Source organism: Pseudomonas sp. NPDC087336, from assembly GCF_044744285.1.
GTDB lineage: Bacteria > Pseudomonadota > Gammaproteobacteria > Pseudomonadales > Pseudomonadaceae > Aquipseudomonas.
This window is the reverse complement of the sequence record NZ_JBIUYA010000021.1, coordinates 11,705-30,286: the sequence shown is the minus strand read 5'-3', so window position 1 is coordinate 30,286 and position 18,582 is coordinate 11,705. Positions and strand designations below refer to the sequence as shown.

Sequence of the window (18,582 nt, the reverse complement as noted above, 5' to 3'; positions counted from 1 at the left end):
TTTTGATTGTGATTGTTCCGATCAACGAGAGACTTCAACGGAACGTGCCGGGCGCCTTAAATAACAGAGGCTGCGGCCTGGCTGGACGACTTTTCAAGCTGTCGCAGGTAAACAGATGCGGGCGTTCAATGACATACCCTTGAGCGTAATCAACCCCGATCTCCAGCAATGCCTGCTCGATCTGGGGCGTTTCAACAAACTCGGCAATCGTACGCTTACCCATGACATGACCGATGTGGTTGATCACTTCGACCATGGCGCGGTTAATCGGGTCGTCCAGCATATCCTTTACGAAACTCCCGTCGATCTTCAGGAAGTCTACAGGCAAATGTTTCAAGTAGGCGAACGAGGACATACCGGCGCAAAAGTCGTCCAGGGAAAACAGACACCCTAAGCCTTTGAGTTCATTGATGAATTTAATTGCACTGGCAAGATTGGAAATAGCACTGGTTTCAGTGATTTCAAAACAAATTATTTCAGGTGGTATGGAGTAACTAATGAACTGTTGACGCAGGAAGTCCAGGAACGCTTCATCTCCTATAGTTGTGCCTGACAGATTAATCGCACACATTGCTAAAGGCTCTTTGTGCTTCTCGGCTATACATTGGGCAATGATCTTGAATACGTTTTGTACAACCCAACGATCCAGGGAAGTCATCAAGCCATAACGTTCGGCTGCCGGAATAAAACTGTCGGGCAATATCATGCGCCCGGCTTCGTCATGCAGACGCAGCAGAATTTCGATATGCCCACCACCCTGTTCGACCTGACCGAGCGGGGCGATTTCCTGGGCGTACAGGCAAAAACGATCTTCTTCCAGAGCCATGTGCAAGCGCTGCACCCATGCCATTTCGCCAAAGCGCAGGGACAGCTCCGAGTCGTCGGCGTGATACACCTGGACCCGGTTGCGGCCCTTTTCCTTGGCCATGTAGCAGGCCATGTCAGCCGCGCGCAACGAGACTTCCAGGGTGGTCGGATGCGCATTGATATGCACCAGCCCGATGCTCACGGTAGTCACGAACGGCCGTCCTTTCCACACGAAGTGCAGGTTCTGCACGGTCTGGCGCAAGCCCTCGGCGATTTTTTCGGCCGCCTCCGGTGCACAGTTTTCCAGCAGGATGCCAAACTCGTCACCGCCCAACCGGGCCAGGGTGTCGCTCTCGCGCAATCCGGATTGCAACAGCGCACAGATGTGCCGCAGCAATTCGTCACCCGCCGCGTGTCCGCAGGTATCGTTGACCAACTTGAACTGGTCCAGATCGAGGAACATCAAGGCGTGGCGCCCAGGCGTTCGCGTCAGGGCCTGCAGCGCCTGTTCCAGACGGAATTCGAACTCGCGGCGATTGGCGAGCCCGGTCAGCGCATCATGGGTCGCTTGCCAGGACAGATTGGCAATGTATTGCCGCTCCTGGGTCATGTCATGCAGCACCAGCACGGCACCGCTGACCTTGCCGGCATTGCGGATCGGCGCCCCCACCAGCGTGACCGACACCGTGCTGCCATCGAGACGCTGAATGAGCTTGGAATGTTCGCTGCCGCCACTGAGCTGACCACTCAAGATGTGCTCTATCAAGGTAAAGCCATCGGCCTGGGCATTGTCGTCCAGCAGATTGAACAGCGCCGCCAACGGCAGCCCGGTCGCCTGTTCGGCTTTCCAGTGGGTCAAGGCTTCGGCGGCCGGATTCATGTAGGCGATTGCGCCCTCGACATTGGTGGTGATCACCGCGTCGCCAATCGATTGCAGAGTGATTTGCGCCCGCTCCTTCTCCAGTTGCAGGGCGTCGGCAAACGCGTGCCGCTGCTTGAGCAGTTTGTGCGTGCGCAGCAGCGCCAGGGCGATCAGGCCGAGGGCGGTGGCCAGGTTCGTCGCCAGCAACAGTCGCAGGATCATCCGCGAACCCTCGCCCAGGGCATCGCTGAAGGCCTTCGCCGCTGGCGTCACCTCGTTGTTGATGGCGAAAATCTGTTCCTTCCAGCGATAGATGTCAGCGGGGTCGGCCGGCTTGACGCTGATGTGCCGGTGCATGTCCCTGGCGACATCATCGAGTTGATCAAGGTATGCGTCACCCACCGTCCAGCGATCGATGGCTTTTTCGAGGTAGCTGAAATGGCGAAAATTGAGGTACAGCCAGATCAGGCTGGGGACGTCATCGGGATGATTGCCACCCTTGAGAATCGCCACCCTGGCCGCCTCGATATCGGGTGGCTGCTGGTCAAGTGCCAGTCGCAGCTCATGCCCTCCCTGAGGGACCGCAATGGCCTCCTGGTACTTGACGAATTTGCTCTCGTCGCGACTGTCGGCATACAGATTGAGGTAATAGATGGCGTCCTTCTGGCCCTTGGACCATAGGCTTTCACCGGCAACATATCCACGGACCGCCGACAATACATAAAGGCTGACGCCCCCCAACAGGGCCTGAAATAACACAACGGCGATAAATGGCCAGACGATGCCCAGCAACCGTGGCGTTCCGAGAATCCGCGCTTGATTCATGAGGTCCCTTGTTTTAGCACTACCAGATCATCATCCACGTGATCGCTACAGCTAGACTAGGGGGCCTTCCGCATCCCGGCAAGCGGCCCCCGCCTCCCATTACGGGAAAGTTCACTCAAGGTGCCTTGGCACTGCCTCAATGCTGCTGCAAATGCCCATAAAGCTTGGCGTACAGGCCACCTTCGGCAATCAGCTGCTGGTGGTCGCCATCCTCGGCGATCTGCCCACCGTCAAACACCAGCACCCGATCGGCCTGTTTCACCGCGGACAAGCGGTGGGCAATGATCAAGGTGGTGCGGTGGCTGAGGAATCGCGCCAGGGCCTGGTGCAGGTTGTATTCGGTGGCAGCATCCAGCGCCGAGGTGGCCTCGTCGAGAATCACCACCTTGGGATCGGCCAGCACCATCCGCGCGATGGCCAGGCGTTGGCGCTGGCCGCCGGACAAACGCACGCCGGAACGCCCGACGATGCTGTCCAGGCCATTGGGCAACTCGCGCACCGTGTTGTGCAATTGCGCGATTTCCAGGGCATTCCAGCACGCCTCGTCGCTGCGCTCACGTCCCATGGTCAGGTTCGCGCGGATGGTGTCATTGAACAGCGCCGGGTGTTGCAGGACCACCGCGACGTTTTCCCGCACGGTTTCCAGGCCGATCTCCTGCTGGGTCGAACCGCCGAAACGGATGGTCCCGGCCAGCGGCGTGTACAAGCCCAGCAGCAACTGCACCAGGGTGCTCTTGCCGCCACCGCTGGCGCCGACGATCGCGACCTTTTCGCCGGGCGCAATCGACAGGTCCATCTGGTTCAACACCAGTTCGTCGCCGTAACCGAAACTCAATCCCTGGACTTCGATGCCAACGGTTTCACGACCTTTGAACGGGTCGACACCGCCCGGGTGTTGCGGCTCATCGGCCCGGGCAAGCAGCTCGTTGATCCGCGACAATGCGCCGCCGGCGGCGTAGTAAGCATATTGCAGGTTGAGCAGCTGCTCGACCGGACCGATCATGAACCACAGGTAGCTGAATACCGCGAGCATCTGGCCGATGGACAGGTCGGAAAACAGCACGGTCAACATGGCGGCGGCACGGAAAATATCGATGCCGAACTGGAACAGCAAACCGCTGGCCCGGTTCGAGGCATCGGTTTTCCATTGCGAGTTCACCGCGTAATCACGAACGTCCCGGGCGCGTTGCCCCAAACGGCCGAGGAAAAAGCCCTGGCGGTTACCGGCCCGCACTTCCTGGATCGCGTCCAGGGTTTCGGTCAACGCCTGGGTGAAGCGCGAGGTGCTGTCGTTCTCGAGTTTCTTCAGGTGTTTGACCCGCTTGCCCAACTGCACCGTGGCGTAGATCACCAAGGGATTGAACAACAGGATCAGCAGCGCCAGTTGCCAGTGCATCCACACCAGGATGCCCGCGGTGCCCACCAGCGTCAGCATGGCCACCAGGAAACGACTGAGGGTTTCGCCGACGAATTTGTCCAGGGTGTCGAGGTCGGTCACCAGGTGCGTGGTCACCGTGCCGCTGCCCAGACTTTCGTATTCCCCGAGTGAAATACGCTTGAGGCGCTCGATCAGGCGGATGCGAATGCGGTAGACGATGTCCTTGGCCAAGGCGGCGAACAGGCGCGCCTGCACCACGTTGAACAGCAATGCCGCGCAACGCAGGGCCAGGGTCACCACCAGCATCAGGCCGATGTAGCCCGCGGCTTTCTGCCAGGCCTGGGGCAACGCGTGGTTCATGATGTTCAGCGCGGTGTCGCCGTGCCCCAGCAACACTTCGTCTACCAGCAGCGGCAGGAGCAAGGGAATCGGTACGCTGCACAGGGTCGCCAACACGGCCACGCCGTTGGCGATCCACAGGGATTTCTTGTGATGAAGGGCCAGGCGACGGATTTCTGCCCAGCTTAGCCGGTCGACACGTTTAACGGTTGGGGTGTCGTTGGCCGGATCATGCACAGGCAGCACGCTCCAGCCAGCGGCCGAGCAAGGGGGACAGGACACTGAGGGGCTGATAGCCATTGGTCAGCAACGCCAACTGGCCATTGCGTTCAGCCAGCAACGTCGGGAAACCGGCAATGCCCAGGTCCTGGACCCAGGTGAAATCGGCAGCCGTCGCGGCGTGCGTGTCGGCACGGTCGAAAGCGGCGGCGAACTCGATGCGCGGCAGCCCGGCCTGTTCCGCCAACTCAACCAGAACGCTGGCGCGGGTGACATCGCGACCTTCGGCGTAAAACGCATGCTGGATCAACCCCAGCAGCTTCCACGCGCAATCCGACGCCAGGCCCCGTGCAGTCACCAACGCCCGACAGGCCGGCTCGGTGTCATAGACGAAGCCGTCGGGCAACGCACCCTCAAGCTTGAAGGGTTGCCCCGTGGCCTCGGTGACGGCCTGCCAGTGCTCAAGGATGTAGCGACGGGTGCTCGGCTCCAGCGCCGAGCCACTGCCGGTGCGCAAACCACCCACCACCAAGTGCACGTCCACGCCTGCGGCTTGCGCCTGCTCGACCAACGCGTTGGCCACCGGGGCGAAACCCCAGCACCAGGAACACATCGGGTCCATCACATAGAGCAGGCGTGCAGACATGGTTCAGGCCTCAGTGGATGCTTGCTTGTAGTTGTAGCCGATCGGGTGCGGCAGGTTACGAGCCTTGGCCAGTTCGATCTGCTTTTGCCGGTCGATCGCGCTGCGACGGGTTTTCTCGCTCAGCGTATCCCAGCAATGCGGGCAACTGATCCCGGCCACGTAATGCTCGCTGGCCCGGTCGTCGACGCTGACCGGTGTGCGACAGGCATGGCATTGATCGTAGTCGCCTTCACTCAGGTCGTGGCGAACCGTCACGCGGTTATCGAACACGAAGCAGTCGCCCTGCCATTTGGTTTCTTCCTGAGGCACCTCTTCGAGGTATTTCAGGATGCCACCCTTGAGGTGATAGACCTCATCGAAGCCCTCGCTGAGCATGTAGCTCGAGGCTTTTTCACAACGAATGCCGCCGGTGCAGAACATCGCCACTTTCTTGTGCACGGCCGGGTCGAAGTTGGCTTTGATGTAGTCGGGAAATTCGCGAAAACTGGTGGTTTTCGGGTCGATCGCGCCTTCGAAGGTGCCGATCGAGACTTCATAGTCGTTGCGGGTATCGATCAACAGCACTTGCGGGTCGCTGATCAGCGCGTTCCAGTCCTGCGGGTCGACGTAGGTGCCGACCTTCTTGTTCGGGTCCACGCCTTCAACGCCCAGGGTCACGATCTCTTTCTTGAGTTTGACCTTGGTGCGGTAGAACGGCTGCTCGTCGCAGTACGACTCTTTATGGTCGATGTCGTCCATGCGCGGGTCGTTCTTGAGCCAGGCCATCAGCCCGTCGATGCCTTCGCGGCTGCCGGACACGGTGCCGTTGATGCCTTCTTCGGCGATCAGCAGCGTGCCTTTGATGCCGTTGTCGACCATTGCCTTGAGCAGGGGCTCGCGCAGGGCGACGTAATCTTGCAGGGTGACGAACTTATACAGTGCCGCCACGACAATCTGTTGTGTCATGGGTAAATCTCCAGGTGGCTACCCTCGTAAGGGGTGAACCGGATGCGAAAAAAAACGCGCCGCTAGAGCGACGCGTTGGACATTCTAACAAATAATTGTAGGCGCTGGCTTGCCAGCGATGGCGTCCTTGAGATCGCCTTCGCTGGCAAGCCAGCTCCTACAGGGGGGGGTCAGTGTTTGCTGCCACCGGCACAGGTCGGAGAAGCCGGGGCCGCGTCGATTTGTGCCCATTCCTCAGGCGTGTAGGTATGCAGCGCCAAGGCATGGAACTCGCCCATCAGCTCGCCAAGCGTGCCGTAGACCTTCTGGTGGCGCTTGACCCGGTTCAGGCCTTCGAACTGTGCACTGACCACCACGGCCTTGAAGTGGGTTTGCAACCCACGGCTGTGCATGTGGCTTTCGTCCAGCACCTGCAAATGCTCGGGCTGTAGCAGGCCCAGCGTCGATTCAATGCGTTGTTGCATGGTCATGCCCAACTCCGGCTCAAGGCTTTTTCTTGGCTGGAGCGGCGGCTTTAGGCTCCAGCTCGGCGGTCATGTCAGCCAGCAGCTTGTTGACCACAGGCACCGCGCTTTCCAGCTTGGCCTGGGTCATCTGGGCCGATTGCTGGGTCAGCTGCGGCATTTTCTCCAGGACTTTCTTGCCCAGTGGCGACTGGTAGAACGCGACCAGGTCCTTGAGCTCCGACTCGGTGAAGTTGGTGGTGTAGAGCTTGACCATGTCCGGCTTCAGCTTGTTCCAGCCAATGGCCTGGTCCAGGGCGGCGTTGGCCTTGGCCTGGTAGGTTTCGAGTACGGCTTTTTTCGACTCGGGGGCTTTGGTTTGCTGGAAGCGCTGGGCGAACATCTGCTGTACTTGCATGTACACCGGAGTACCCAGTTTGTCAGCATGCGCCAGGGTCAGGAAAGCCTCGGCACTGGCGTTGTGGCTGGCGGTATCGGCAAAAACAGGGCCGCTGGCGCAGACCAGTGCAACCGCGGTACAGATGGCACGAAGACGAGTCATCGAGTTTCCTTTTCTAGCAGGCGAGGTAAAACCCCAAGGACGACCATTCTGCGCCTAAAAAACTCTGTCGCTCAACCCCACGCCTTGTCGCGCCTGATTTAGAGGGGTTGAATGGGCAGAATCCAGACTGATGGAACCACGGCCGCCGATCACGGCCTAAACTGCGCAATCAGACCTACAGGAGTGTGCACGATGAGCCGAATCGAAACCGACAGCCTGGGCCAGGTGGAAGTCCCGGATGAGGCCTATTGGGGGGCTCAGACACAACGCTCGCTGGTCAACTTTGCCATCGGCGACGAACGCATGCCGCTGGCGGTACTGCACGCCTTGGCGCTGATCAAGAAAGCGGCGGCGCGGGTCAACGACCGTAACGGCGATCTGCCTGCGGACATCGCCAGGCTGATCGAGCAGGCGGCCGATGAAGTGCTCGACGGCGAGCATGACGATCAGTTCCCGCTGGTGGTCTGGCAGACAGGCAGCGGCACCCAGAGCAACATGAACGTCAACGAAGTGATCGCCGGACGCGCCAACGAACTGGCTGGCAACCCGCGTGGCGGCAAGTCCCCGGTGCACCCCAACGATCACGTCAACCGCTCCCAGAGTTCCAACGACTGTTTCCCCACGGCCATGCACATCGCCGCCGCACAGGCAGTGCAACAGCACTTGCTGCCGGCGATCAGCGAACTGTCCGGTGGCCTGGCCGAGCTGTCGGCCCGCCACATGAAACTGGTCAAGACCGGGCGCACCCACATGATGGACGCGACGCCGATCACCTTTGGCCAGGAAGTCTCGGCGTTCATCGCACAGCTCGACTACGCCGAACGGGCGATCCGCAGCGCGCTGCCGGCGGTCTGTGAACTGGCCCAGGGTGGTACGGCGGTCGGCACCGGGCTGAACTCACCCCACGGCTTCGGTGAAGCCATTGCCGCGGAACTGGCCGCCTTGTCCGGCTTGCCGTTCATCACCGCGCCGAACAAGTTTGCGGCGCTGGCCGGCCACGAGCCGCTGACCACCTTATCCGGCGCGCTGAAAACCCTCGCTGTGACGCTGATGAAAATTGCCAATGACCTGCGCTTGCTCGGCTCCGGCCCGCGCGCCGGCTTCGCCGAAGTCAAACTGCCGGCCAACGAACCAGGCAGTTCGATCATGCCGGGCAAGGTCAACCCCACCCAGTGCGAAGCGCTGTCGATGCTGGCCTGCCAGGTGCTGGGCAACGACGTGACCATCGGCTTCGCGGCGAGCCAGGGTCACCTGCAGCTGAATGTGTTCAAGCCGGTGATCATCCACAACCTGCTGCAATCGATTCGCCTGCTGGCCGATGGCTGCAGCAACTTCCAGCAGCATTGCATCGCCGGCCTGGAACCGGACGCCGGAAAAATGGCTGAACACCTGGAACAAGGCTTGATGCTGGTGACGGCGCTGAACCCGCACATTGGTTATGACAAATCGGCAGAGATCGCCAAGAAGGCTTACAGCGAAGGGCTGACGTTGCGTGCGGCGGCGTTGCAGCTGGGGTATCTGACCGATGAGCAGTTTGATGCCTGGGTAAGGCCGCAGAATATGCTGGAGGCTGGGGCCAAGGGTTGAGCTCCTGTAGCGCCTGACAGTCAGTCTTCGCGAGCAAGCCGCTCCCACATTCGATTGTGTTTTCCCTGAAGGAACTCGGTCAAATGTGGGAGCGGGCTTACTCGCGAAGAACGATAACGCGATCTAACTGGCCGCCATCCGCACCTTGCGCGCCTTGAGCCCGGCAATCATCGACGGCCCCAACGCCACCAATGCCGACCCCAATACCACCAACACCGCCCCGCCATAACCCAAACCGTTGATGGTTTCGGCGTGCACGTACTCCGGCCACCACCAGGCAGCCAGTGCAACGGCAGCAAAAGTCACCAAGGGTGTAATGGCCAATGTCGCACTGACCCGCGACGCCTCCCAATGCGCCAGCGCCTCGGCAAATGCGCCATAGGCAATCAGGGTGTTCATGCAGCACGCCAGCAACAGCCAGCCTTGCAACGGGTTCAATTGCAGGGCTTGCAGTGGATGCACCCAAGGGGTCAGCAGCAGCCCGCAAAACAGGTAGATCACCATCATCACCTGCAGCGAATTCCACACCGTCAGCAACTGCTTCTGCCCCAGCGCATAAAAGGTCCAGACCGTGGACGCCAGCAACACCAGCAAAACACCGGCGGTATAGTCGCTCAACGAGGTCAGCAGCTCAGTCAGGCGCTGGTTGAAAAACAACGCAAAGCCGATCAACAACACCAGCAAGCCAATCCCCTGCCCCAGACTGAACCGTTCCTTGAACACGAACACACTGGCGATCAGCAACATGATCGGGCCCATCTGCACCACCAGTTGCGCGGTGCCGGGGCTGAGCAGGTTCAACCCCATCAGGTACAGCACGTAGTTGCCCACCAGGCCGAGAACCGCCATCAGCACCAGCCAGCCACCCCGCGGCCCGAGCACTTTGCGGCTCGGCAGGCGCCTGGTCGCCGCCAGGTAAATGAACAGGCAGCCACCAGACACCATCAGACGAAACCAGGTCACCGTGACCGGGTCCATCACCAGCAGCACCTGTTTGAGCTTGATCGGCAGGATTCCCCACAACAGCGCGGTCAGCAAGGCCAGGAACAGCCCATAAACCCAGCGACCCGATGAAACGTGCATGCGAACCCCAATCCGGAAAACAAGTCGCGTCATTCTAGGCGTTAAGCCGGGTGGCACACAGGGACAGTTAACGCTTGGCCGCGAATGAAACTGTGCAGGTCGCAACCATTTTCTGGCGAGACGCCGCCGCTCAGCTGATCAGGCCGCGCAAGGGGTTCATGCATAAGTGTCAGATCAGCGCACCGCCTCGAACAACCCGGTAGCCCCCATCCCGCCGCCCACGCACATGGTGACGATGCCGTATCGCAGATTGCGCCGCTGCAACTCGCGAACGATGTGCCCGACCTGACGCGAACCGGTCATACCGAACGGGTGGCCAATGGAGATCGAGCCGCCATTGACGTTGTACCTGTCGTTGTCGATTTCCAGTCGATTACGCGCGTACAGGCACTGCGAGGCGAAGGCTTCGTTCAGTTCCCACAAATCGATGTCGCCCAGGTGCAAGCCCTTGGCCTTGAGCAGCTTGGGCACCGAGAACACCGGGCCGATACCCATCTCGTCCGGTTCGCAGCCCGCCACGGTGAATCCGCGGAAGAACGCCTTGGGCTGCAAGCCCAGCGCCAGGGCCTTTTCCAGGCTCATCACCAGGGTCATGGAGGCGCCGTCGGACAGTTGCGACGAGTTACCGGCGGTGACCGAGCCATCTTCGAGGAACACCGGTTTCAACCCGGCCAGGCTTTGCAGGGTGGTATCAGGACGGTTGCAGTCATCGTGATCCACGACGCCTTCGAGAATCTGCACCTGGCCGCTGGCCTTGTCTTCAACCCGGTACTTCACCGCCATCGGCACGATTTCATCGTCGAACAACCCAGCCGCTTGTGCCTTGGCAGTGCGCTGCTGGCTTTGCAGGGCGTACAGGTCCTGTTCTTCACGGCTGACATCGTAACGTCGAGCGACGATTTCGGCGGTCTGGCCCATCGGGAAGTAGATCCCCGGCACCTGCTCCTTGAGCAGTGGATTGATCAGGTGATCGGTGTTGATGCTTTTCATCGTCAGGCTGATGGACTCGACGCCACCGGCAACGATGATATCGCTGCAACCGGATGCGATCTGGTTGGCGGCGATGGCGATCGCCTGCAGGCCCGACGAGCAGAAGCGGTTGAGGGTCATGCCGGCGACGCCGATGCCCAGGCGCGACAACACCGCGACGTTGCGCCCGATGTTATAGCCCTGGGAGCCTTCGTTGGAGCCGGCACCGACGATGCAGTCCTCGACGCTGGCCGGGTCGATGCCGGTACGCGCCAGCAAGGCGTCGACACAATGCGCCGCCATGTCGTCGGGACGGGTCATGTTGAACTTGCCGCGAAAGGATTTGGCCAGGCCGGTCCGCACGCTGTCGACGATCACCACTTCACGCATGGCATACCTCATTGTTGTTGTCGGTTGAGAGTGGACCGAGCATAAGCCCACCCAATAACCGACCGCGACAATCATTCACCTCGCGTATGCGTAACCATCGCCTGGCTACTTGCCCTTGCGCTTGTCCGACTTTTCGAACGCCTCTTCCAATGCAAGGTTGATGGTGCGCAAGACCTTGACCCGCGCCCAGCGCTTGTCATTGGCCTCCACCAGGGTCCAGGGCGAGATTTCCGTGCTGGTGCGGTCAACCATGTCGCCGACGGCGGTGCGATAGTCGTCCCACTTGTCGCGGTTGCGCCAATCGTCCTCGGTGATCTTGAAGCGTTTGAACGGGATCTCTTCGCGCTCCTGGAAACGTTCCAGTTGCGTCTGTTTGTCGATGGCCAGCCAGAACTTGACCACAATCACCCCGGCGTCGCTTATCTGTTCCTCAAAGTCGTTGATTTCACTGTAGGCGCGCAGCCAGTCCGCCGGGGTGCAGAATCCTTCGATGCGTTCCACCAGCACCCGGCCATACCAGGAGCGGTCGAACACGGTGAATTTCCCCCGTGCGGGAACATGTCGCCAGAAACGCCAGAGATAGGGTTGCGCCCGTTCCTCTTCGGTGGGCGCGGCAATCGGTACGATGTTGTATTGGCGCGGATCCAGTGCCGCGGCAACCCGGCGAATCGCGCCGCCCTTGCCCGCCGCGTCATTGCCTTCGAACACTGCCATCAACGCGTGTCGGCGCATGCGTTTGTCGCGCATCAACCCGGAAAACCTGGCCTGTTCGGTGATCAGTTGCTCTTCATAATCGCCCTTGGCCAGATTCAAGGTCAGGTCGAGGCTGTCCAGCAGGTTCAGTTGATCGACGCTTGGGAATACGGGTGCGGCGTTGACTTTTTCCGGGTGGATTTTCGGCCGTTTCAGGGCGCCCTGCAGGCCTTCGAGCAAAATTTTCCCCACCACCAGGCTGCGATAATGCGCATCCTTTCCCGCGATCACATGCCACGGCGCATAGTCACGGCTGGTACGGCGCAAGACGCGTTCACCGTACTTCACAAAGCGGTCGTAGGTTTCGGACTGCTGCCAGTCCAGCGGGCTGATCCGCCAGCTGTGCAGCGGGTCATCGGCCAACGCCTTGAGGCGCGCCTTCATTTGTTTCTTGGAGAGGTGGAACCAGAACTTGAAGATCAGTGCGCCTTCGTCGCACAGCATTTTCTCCAGGCGTTCGGCGGCGTTGATGCTTTGATCGAACCTCGGGTCCTTGATAACGCCGTGCACCCGGGCCTGCAGCATCTGGCTGTACCAGTTGCCGAAGAATACCCCCATGCGACCCTTGGCCGGGAGCATCCGCCAATAGCGCCAGGCCGGGGGCCGCGCCAGTTCTTCGTCGGTTTGTTGATCGAAGGTGCGGACCTCGATCAAACGCGGGTCCATCCATTCATTGAGCAGCTTGACCGTCTCGCCCTTGCCGGCGCCTTCGATGCCGTTGATCAGGATGATCACCGGAAACCGGCTCTGCTGGCGCAGTTCGAATTGCGCTTCAAGCAAGGCTTCACGCAGGGCCGGTACCTCGGCGTCGTAGGTTTCTTTGTCGATGGCGTGATCGATTTCAGCGGATTCGAACATGGGCGGCTCCCTGGCAGATGTGAGCAAGACTAGTGGATTGACCGCTCCCGCGGGGCAGAAATCCCATTTTCATCGCTTTGGCCGTTGCAGGCCTTGCCATGGGTCATGCCCCCTGCCGCGATCGGATAGAATGGCGACCTTGCCGTTACCGAGCCTGCCATGAAACCTGTAATGCCCCACGCCCAGATCGACTGGGACGACCAAGGGCTCCCGCGCTCGCGGGTGTTCGATGATGTTTATTTTTCCGACCTGTCGGGGCTGGACGAAACCCGCTATGTGTTCCTGGAACAGAACGCTTTGGGTGAACGTTTCGCCGCGCTTGCGGCGGGCGGGCGATTGGTGATTGGCGAAACCGGGTTCGGCACCGGGTTGAATTTCCTGTGCGCCTGGCAGTTGTTCGAGCAGCACGCTGTAGCGGGTGCGCGACTGCATTTTGTCAGTGTCGAAAAATACCCGCTGAGTCTGCCCGACCTGCAACGGGCGCTGGCGTTGTGGCCGGAACTCAAGCCGTTCGCCGATCAACTGCTGGCGCAATACAGGGCAATCCACCAGGGTTTCCAGCGCCTGGTCCTGGATAACGGCCGCGTCACGCTCACCTTGCTGATCGGCGATGCACTGGAGCAACTGCCGCAACTGGATGCGCAGATCGACGCCTGGTTTCTCGACGGTTTCGCCCCGGCAAAAAACCCCGAGATGTGGACCGCCGAATTGTTTGCCGAGCTGGCCCGCCTGGCGGCGCCCGGCTCGACCATCAGCACCTTCACCAGCACCGGTTGGGTGCGCCGGCTGCTCAATGCCGCGGGCTTCAAGATGAAACGCACGCCCGGCATCGGCCACAAATGGGAAATCCTGCGAGGTACCTTCCTCGGTTGGCCAGCAGAAACCCCTATGCCCACTGTGGCGAAACCGTGGTTTGCCCGCCCGACCTCTCCAACCGGCGAGCGTCGCGCGCTGGTGATCGGCGCCGGGCTGGCCGGTTGTGCGACGGCCGCCAGCCTGGCTGCACGCGGCTGGCAGGTGAGCTTGCTGGAGCGTCATGCTGCGCTGGCGCAGGAAGCCTCGGGCAACCCCCAGGGTGTGCTGTACCTCAAGCTTTCCTCCCACGGCACAGCATTGTCGCAATTGATTGTCAGCGGGTTCGGCTACACCCGGCGCTTGCTTGAGCATTTGCAACGGGGCGTTGACTGGGACGATTGCGGGGTCTTGCAACTGGCCTTCAATGCCAGGGAGGCCGAGCGTCAGGCGCAGTTGGCGACGGCGTTTCCCAGGGACTTGCTGCACACACTCGATCAGGCACACGCCGAGGCCCGCGCCGGTATCGCACTGCCCGCGGGGGGCCTGTTTTACCCCGAAGGCGGTTGGGTACATCCGCCTGCGCTATGCCACTGGCAGGCTGCGCAATCGAACATCGAGTTGCTGACCCATCACGATGTGCTGGAGCTGCGCCGTGTGGACGGAAGTTGGCAAGCGTGGGAGGGCGACAGGTTGCTGGCCGACGCGCCCGCCGTGGTGCTGGCCGGCGCTGCCGAGATCAAGCGATTCACCTTCAGCAGCGACTTGCCGCTCAAGCGCATTCGCGGACAAATCACCCGCTTGCCGCAAACACCTTCAAGCCGGGCGCTGAGTACCGTGGTGTGCGCCGAAGGCTATGTCGCGCCGGCACGCCTGGGCGAACACACCCTGGGAGCGAGTTTCGATTTCAACAGCGACGACCTGACTCCGACCACTGCCGAGCATCTGGGCAACTTGCAGATGCTCGAAGAAATCTCGCAAGACCTGGTCGCTCGGCTCGGCGCGCGCACCCTGCAAGCCGATGAGCTTGAAGGCCGCGCAGCGTTTCGCTGTACCAGCCCGGATTACTTGCCGATTGTCGGGCCATTGGCCGACAGCCAGGCATTCGTCGACGCCTACAGTGCACTGAGCAAGGATGCCCGGCAAACCCCGGACATCCCTTGCCCCTGGCTGGATGGGTTGTACGTCAATAGCGGCCACGGTTCGCGAGGGCTGATCACCGCACCATTGTCAGGCGAACTGATCGCCGCGTGGCTGGATGACGAACCGCTGCCGCTGCCCAGAGCCGTGGCTGAGGCCTGTCATCCGAATCGCTTTGTCTTGCGTCGGTTGATCCGGGGCAAGACTTGAGTCACTCATTCGAGAGTGAAAACGGTCTTCTATATATCGAGAAAATCCATACGGGTGGCATTTCAGCGCTAGCCCACCCATCACGCATATAACTTATCGATCTAAAACTCCCACGATCTCACTGGGTCAGTTTCTGAGTACCCGCCCTTTCAGGCGCGGTACGGATTCCCCTCCCCAACGGAAAAACCGGTAAGGAACTTATGTGCGGATTAGCTGGCGAGTTACGTTTTGACAATCAACCTGCAGACCTTGCAGCCATCGAGCGAATCACCCATCACCTGGCACCTCGAGGCCCTGACGCCTGGGGTTTTCATAGCCAGGGGCCGATTGCCCTGGGCCATCGCCGCCTGAAAATCATGGACCTGTCGGACGGCTCGGCGCAGCCGATGATCGACCAGCAACTGGGCCTGTCCCTGGCCTTCAACGGCGCGATCTACAACTTCCCGGAACTGCGCAGCGAACTCGAAAGCCTCGGTTATGCCTTTTATTCCGGCGGCGACACCGAAGTGCTGCTCAAGGGCTATCACGCCTGGGGCGAGGCGCTGTTACCCAAGCTCAACGGCATGTTTGCCTTCGTTATCTGGGAGCGCGACGCCAAGCGCCTGTTCATCGCCCGTGACCGTCTCGGCGTGAAGCCGCTGTACCTGTCGCGCACCGGCCAGCGCCTGCGATTCGCTTCCGCTTTGCCGGCGCTGCTCAAGGGCGGTGACATCAACCAGGTCCTCGATCCCGTGGCCCTCAATCATTATCTGAATTTCCATGCCGTAGTCCCGGCGCCACGCACCCTGCTGGCCGGCATCGAAAAACTGCCGCCCGCCACCTGGATGCGCATCGAAGCAGACGGCGCCACCGAGCAGAAAACCTGGTGGACCCTGCCCTACGGCCCACACGAGGATGAGAAGAATCTGACCCTCGAAGACTGGCGCGACCGCGTCCTCGACAGCACCCGCGAGGCGGTGGCGATTCGTCAACGGGCGGCGGTGGACGTCGGCGTGCTGCTGTCGGGCGGTGTCGATTCGAGCATGCTCGTCGGCCTGTTGCGTGAGGTCGGCGTGGAAAACCTGTCGACCTTCTCCATCGGTTTCCAGGATGCCGGCGGCGAGCGCGGTGACGAGTTCCAGTATTCGGACCTGATCGCCAGGCATTACGGCACCCGGCACCACCAATTGCGCATCGACGAAAAAGAGATCATCGAGCAACTTCCCGCCGCCTTCCGCGCGATGAGCGAGCCGATGGTCAGTCATGACTGCATCGCTTTCTATCTGTTATCCCGCGAAGTGGCCAAGCATTGCAAAGTGGTGCAAAGCGGCCAGGGTGCGGACGAGCTCTTCGCCGGTTATCACTGGTATCCGCAGGTCGATGGCGCAGCCGATCCCTACGCGGCCTATCGCGATGCGTTCTTCGACCGCAGCTACGAGGATTACGCCGCCACCGTACAGCCGAAATGGCTGACCGCGAATGACGCCGCCGGCGACTTCGTGAAGGAACATTTCGCACAGCCCGGCGCCGATGCGGCGGTGGACAAAGCCTTGCGCCTGGACAGCACGGTGATGCTGGTGGATGACCCGGTCAAGCGCGTCGACAACATGACCATGGCCTGGGGCCTGGAAGCGCGCACGCCGTTTCTCGACTATCGCCTGGTGGAATTGTCAGCCCGGGTGCCGGGCAAATTCAAACTGCCCGATGGCGGCAAGCAAGTACTGAAAGAAGCGGCGCGCCTGGTGATTCCGAGCGAAGTCATCGATCGCAAGAAAGGCTACTTCCCGGTGCCGGGCCTCAAGCATTTGCAGGGCGACACACTGAACTGGGTGCGCGAATTGCTGCTGGATCCGAGCCAGGATCGTGGCCTGTTCAACCCGGCGATGCTCGACCGTTTGCTGACCGATCCACAAGGTCAATTGACCCCGTTGCGCGGCTCCAAGCTGTGGCAATTGGCGGCGCTGAACCTGTGGCTCAGTGAACAAGGAATCTGATCGATGAAACCTCAAGCCACGGCGTACAGCCAACGCCTATTGCGTGGTCAGGCGCCCTCCTACGAACGCTTGCAGGCGCGTCTGGCCGAAGACGGCAGCGAACTCGCTACCGCGCCGATTGCCGTGCATTGCGGCTGGGGCCGGTTACTGATCGGCCATACGTTCCCCGACCCGGTGAGCCTTGCCCATGAATTGCTCAATGAGCAACCGGGCGAGCGCGACATCGCTCTCTATGTTGCCGCGCCCCAGCAAGTGCTGGGGCTGGAGCCGGCCCAGCTGTTTCTCGACCCCTCTGACACCTTGCGGTTGTGGTTCAGCGATTACCGCCAGGCAACCCGGGTGTTTCGCGGTTTTCGCATTCGTCGTGCGCAAGGCGATGCCGACTGGCAGGCGATCAATCAGTTGTATCAGGCGCGCGGCATGTTGCCGATCGACGCCAGTTTGCTGACCCCGCGTCACCTGGGTGGCCCGGTGTACTGGCTGGCCGAGGACGACGACAGCGGCGCGGTGATCGGCAGCGTCATGGGCCTCAATCATCACAAGGCCTTCAACGATCCGGAACACGGCAGCAGCCTGTGGTGCCTGGCGGTCGATCCGCACTGTTCGCGGCCCGGCGTCGGTGAAGTGCTGGTGCGGCATTTGATCGAACACTTCATGAGCCGTGGCCTGAGTTACCTGGACTTGTCCGTGCTGCACGACAATCGCCAGGCAAAAAACCTTTATGCCAAGCTTGGTTTTCGCAACCTGTCGACCTTTGCGATCAAGCGCAAGAACGGCATCAACCAGCCATTGTTTCTCGGCCCCGGTCCTGAAGCCGAGTTCAACCCCTACGCGCGGATCATTGTCGAGGAAGCCCATCGTCGCGGCATTGATGTACAGGTCGATGATGCCGAGGCCGGCATGTTCACCCTCAGCCACGGCGGACGGCGGGTACGTTGCCGCGAGTCGCTGACGGACCTGACCAGCGCCATCAGCATGAGCCTGTGCCAGGACAAAAGCCTGACCCATAAAGTGCTCGCGGCCGCCGGCCTGAACCTGCCCGCGCAACAACTGGCGGGTAATGCCGATGACAATCTGGCGTTTCTCGACGAACACCAGCGGGTGGTGGTCAAGCCGCTGGACGGTGAACAGGGGCAAGGGGTGGCGGTGGATCTACAGACCATCGAAGAGCTCCAGAACGCCATCGAAGCCGCCCGTCAATTCGACACTCGGGTGCTGCTGGAGAGCTTCCACGACGGCCTCGACCTGCGGATTCTGGTGATCGGCTTTGAAGTGGTTGCCGCGGCGATTCGTCGACCGGCCGAGGTGGTGGGCGATGGCCAGCACTCCATCGGCGCGCTGATCGAAGCCCAGAGTCGACGGCGCCAGGCGGCTACAGGCGGCGAAAGCAAGATCCCGCTGGACCCTGAGACCGGGCGCACCGTGCAGGCAGCCGGTTACGACTACGACAGCATATTGCCGGCGGGTGAGCATCTGTTCGTGCGGCGTACGGCGAATCTTCATACCGGCGGGATTCTCGAAGACGTCACCGCGATCCTCCATCCCACGCTGGTGGACGCCGCGGTGCGCGCGGCGCGGGCGCTGGATATTCCCGTGGTCGGCCTCGACCTGATGGTGTCTGCCGCCGATCAACCGCAGTACGTGTTTATCGAAGCCAACGAGCGCGCCGGACTGGCTAATCATGAACCGCAACCGACGGCCGAGCGGTTTGTGGATCTGTTGTTTCCGCACAGTCAGCCGGCCGTGTAGCGCCCGATCGCTCCCACGCTCTGCGTGGGAATGCAGCCCGGGACGCTCCGCG

13 protein-coding genes are annotated in these 18,582 nt (G+C 61.0%); 4 read left to right on the top strand and 9 right to left on the bottom strand.

Translation table 11 applies throughout. The features are described from left to right. Positions 1 to 34: 34 nt before the first annotated feature. The 6 genes from ACIO0C_RS20560 to ACIO0C_RS20535 form a co-directional block, all read right to left on the bottom strand. Positions 35 to 2,494, bottom strand: a complete 2,460-nt coding sequence (locus ACIO0C_RS20560; RefSeq protein WP_401314851.1) for an EAL domain-containing protein — start codon at positions 2,492 to 2,494, stop codon at positions 35 to 37. Positions 2,495 to 2,630: 136 nt separating this feature from the next. Next, the gene (locus ACIO0C_RS20555; RefSeq protein ID WP_401314956.1) at positions 2,631 to 4,448 is read right to left on the bottom strand and encodes an ABC transporter ATP-binding protein; all 1,818 of its coding nucleotides are present in this window, start codon (positions 4,446 to 4,448) and stop codon (positions 2,631 to 2,633) included. Continuing rightward, positions 4,441 to 5,043 carry a DsbA family protein gene (locus ACIO0C_RS20550; RefSeq protein WP_401314954.1) on the bottom strand — a complete coding sequence of 201 codons (603 nt, stop codon included), beginning with the start codon at positions 5,041 to 5,043 and terminating at the stop codon, positions 4,441 to 4,443. The genes ACIO0C_RS20555 and ACIO0C_RS20550 overlap by 8 nt, the downstream gene beginning before the upstream one ends. A gap of 36 nt (positions 5,044 to 5,079) precedes the next feature. Beyond that, complete coding sequence (locus ACIO0C_RS20545; protein WP_401314850.1) at positions 5,080 to 6,021, bottom strand: rhodanese-related sulfurtransferase; 942 nt, start codon at positions 6,019 to 6,021, stop codon at positions 5,080 to 5,082. A gap of 170 nt (positions 6,022 to 6,191) precedes the next feature. Further along, the gene (locus ACIO0C_RS20540) at positions 6,192 to 6,491 is read right to left on the bottom strand and encodes a BolA family transcriptional regulator (RefSeq protein ID WP_057713758.1); all 300 of its coding nucleotides are present in this window, start codon (positions 6,489 to 6,491) and stop codon (positions 6,192 to 6,194) included. Between the two features lie 13 nt (positions 6,492 to 6,504). After that, positions 6,505 to 7,026: a DUF2059 domain-containing protein gene (locus tag ACIO0C_RS20535; RefSeq protein WP_272603232.1), complete on the bottom strand. Its 522-nt coding sequence runs from the start codon at positions 7,024 to 7,026 to the stop codon at positions 6,505 to 6,507. Between the two features lie 192 nt (positions 7,027 to 7,218). Between ACIO0C_RS20535 and ACIO0C_RS20530 the strand changes: the two genes are divergently transcribed. After that, positions 7,219 to 8,613, top strand: a complete 1,395-nt coding sequence (locus ACIO0C_RS20530; RefSeq protein WP_401314849.1) for a class II fumarate hydratase — start codon at positions 7,219 to 7,221, stop codon at positions 8,611 to 8,613. 123 nt (positions 8,614 to 8,736) lie between these two features. On the opposite strand, the gene ACIO0C_RS20525 is transcribed toward ACIO0C_RS20530, so the two are convergent. The 3 genes from ACIO0C_RS20525 to pap form a co-directional block, all read right to left on the bottom strand. Next, positions 8,737 to 9,696 (bottom strand): DMT family transporter, encoded by a 960-nt coding sequence (locus ACIO0C_RS20525; RefSeq protein ID WP_401314848.1) that lies wholly within the window; start codon positions 9,694 to 9,696, stop codon positions 8,737 to 8,739. 174 nt (positions 9,697 to 9,870) lie between these two features. Beyond that, positions 9,871 to 11,055 carry a thiolase family protein gene (locus tag ACIO0C_RS20520; RefSeq protein ID WP_401314847.1) on the bottom strand — a complete coding sequence of 395 codons (1,185 nt, stop codon included), beginning with the start codon at positions 11,053 to 11,055 and terminating at the stop codon, positions 9,871 to 9,873. Between the two features lie 105 nt (positions 11,056 to 11,160). Further along, the gene (gene pap, locus ACIO0C_RS20515) at positions 11,161 to 12,666 is read right to left on the bottom strand and encodes a polyphosphate:AMP phosphotransferase (protein WP_401314846.1); all 1,506 of its coding nucleotides are present in this window, start codon (positions 12,664 to 12,666) and stop codon (positions 11,161 to 11,163) included. A gap of 159 nt (positions 12,667 to 12,825) precedes the next feature. Here pap and mnmC point away from each other — a divergent pair, with 159 nt between their 5' ends. The 3 genes from mnmC (at position 12,826) to ngg (ending at position 18,530) form a co-directional block, all read left to right on the top strand. Next, on the top strand, positions 12,826 to 14,808 hold the full coding sequence (gene mnmC, locus ACIO0C_RS20510) for a bifunctional tRNA (5-methylaminomethyl-2-thiouridine)(34)-methyltransferase MnmD/FAD-dependent 5-carboxymethylaminomethyl-2-thiouridine(34) oxidoreductase MnmC (RefSeq protein ID WP_401314845.1): 1,983 nt from the start codon (positions 12,826 to 12,828) through the stop codon (positions 14,806 to 14,808). Positions 14,809 to 15,008: 200 nt separating this feature from the next. Next, the gene (locus ACIO0C_RS20505; protein ID WP_401314844.1) at positions 15,009 to 16,781 is read left to right on the top strand and encodes an N-acetylglutaminylglutamine amidotransferase; all 1,773 of its coding nucleotides are present in this window, start codon (positions 15,009 to 15,011) and stop codon (positions 16,779 to 16,781) included. 3 nt (positions 16,782 to 16,784) lie between these two features. Continuing rightward, on the top strand, positions 16,785 to 18,530 hold the full coding sequence (ngg, locus tag ACIO0C_RS20500) for an N-acetylglutaminylglutamine synthetase (protein WP_401314843.1): 1,746 nt from the start codon (positions 16,785 to 16,787) through the stop codon (positions 18,528 to 18,530). Positions 18,531 to 18,582: the final 52 nt, after the last annotated feature.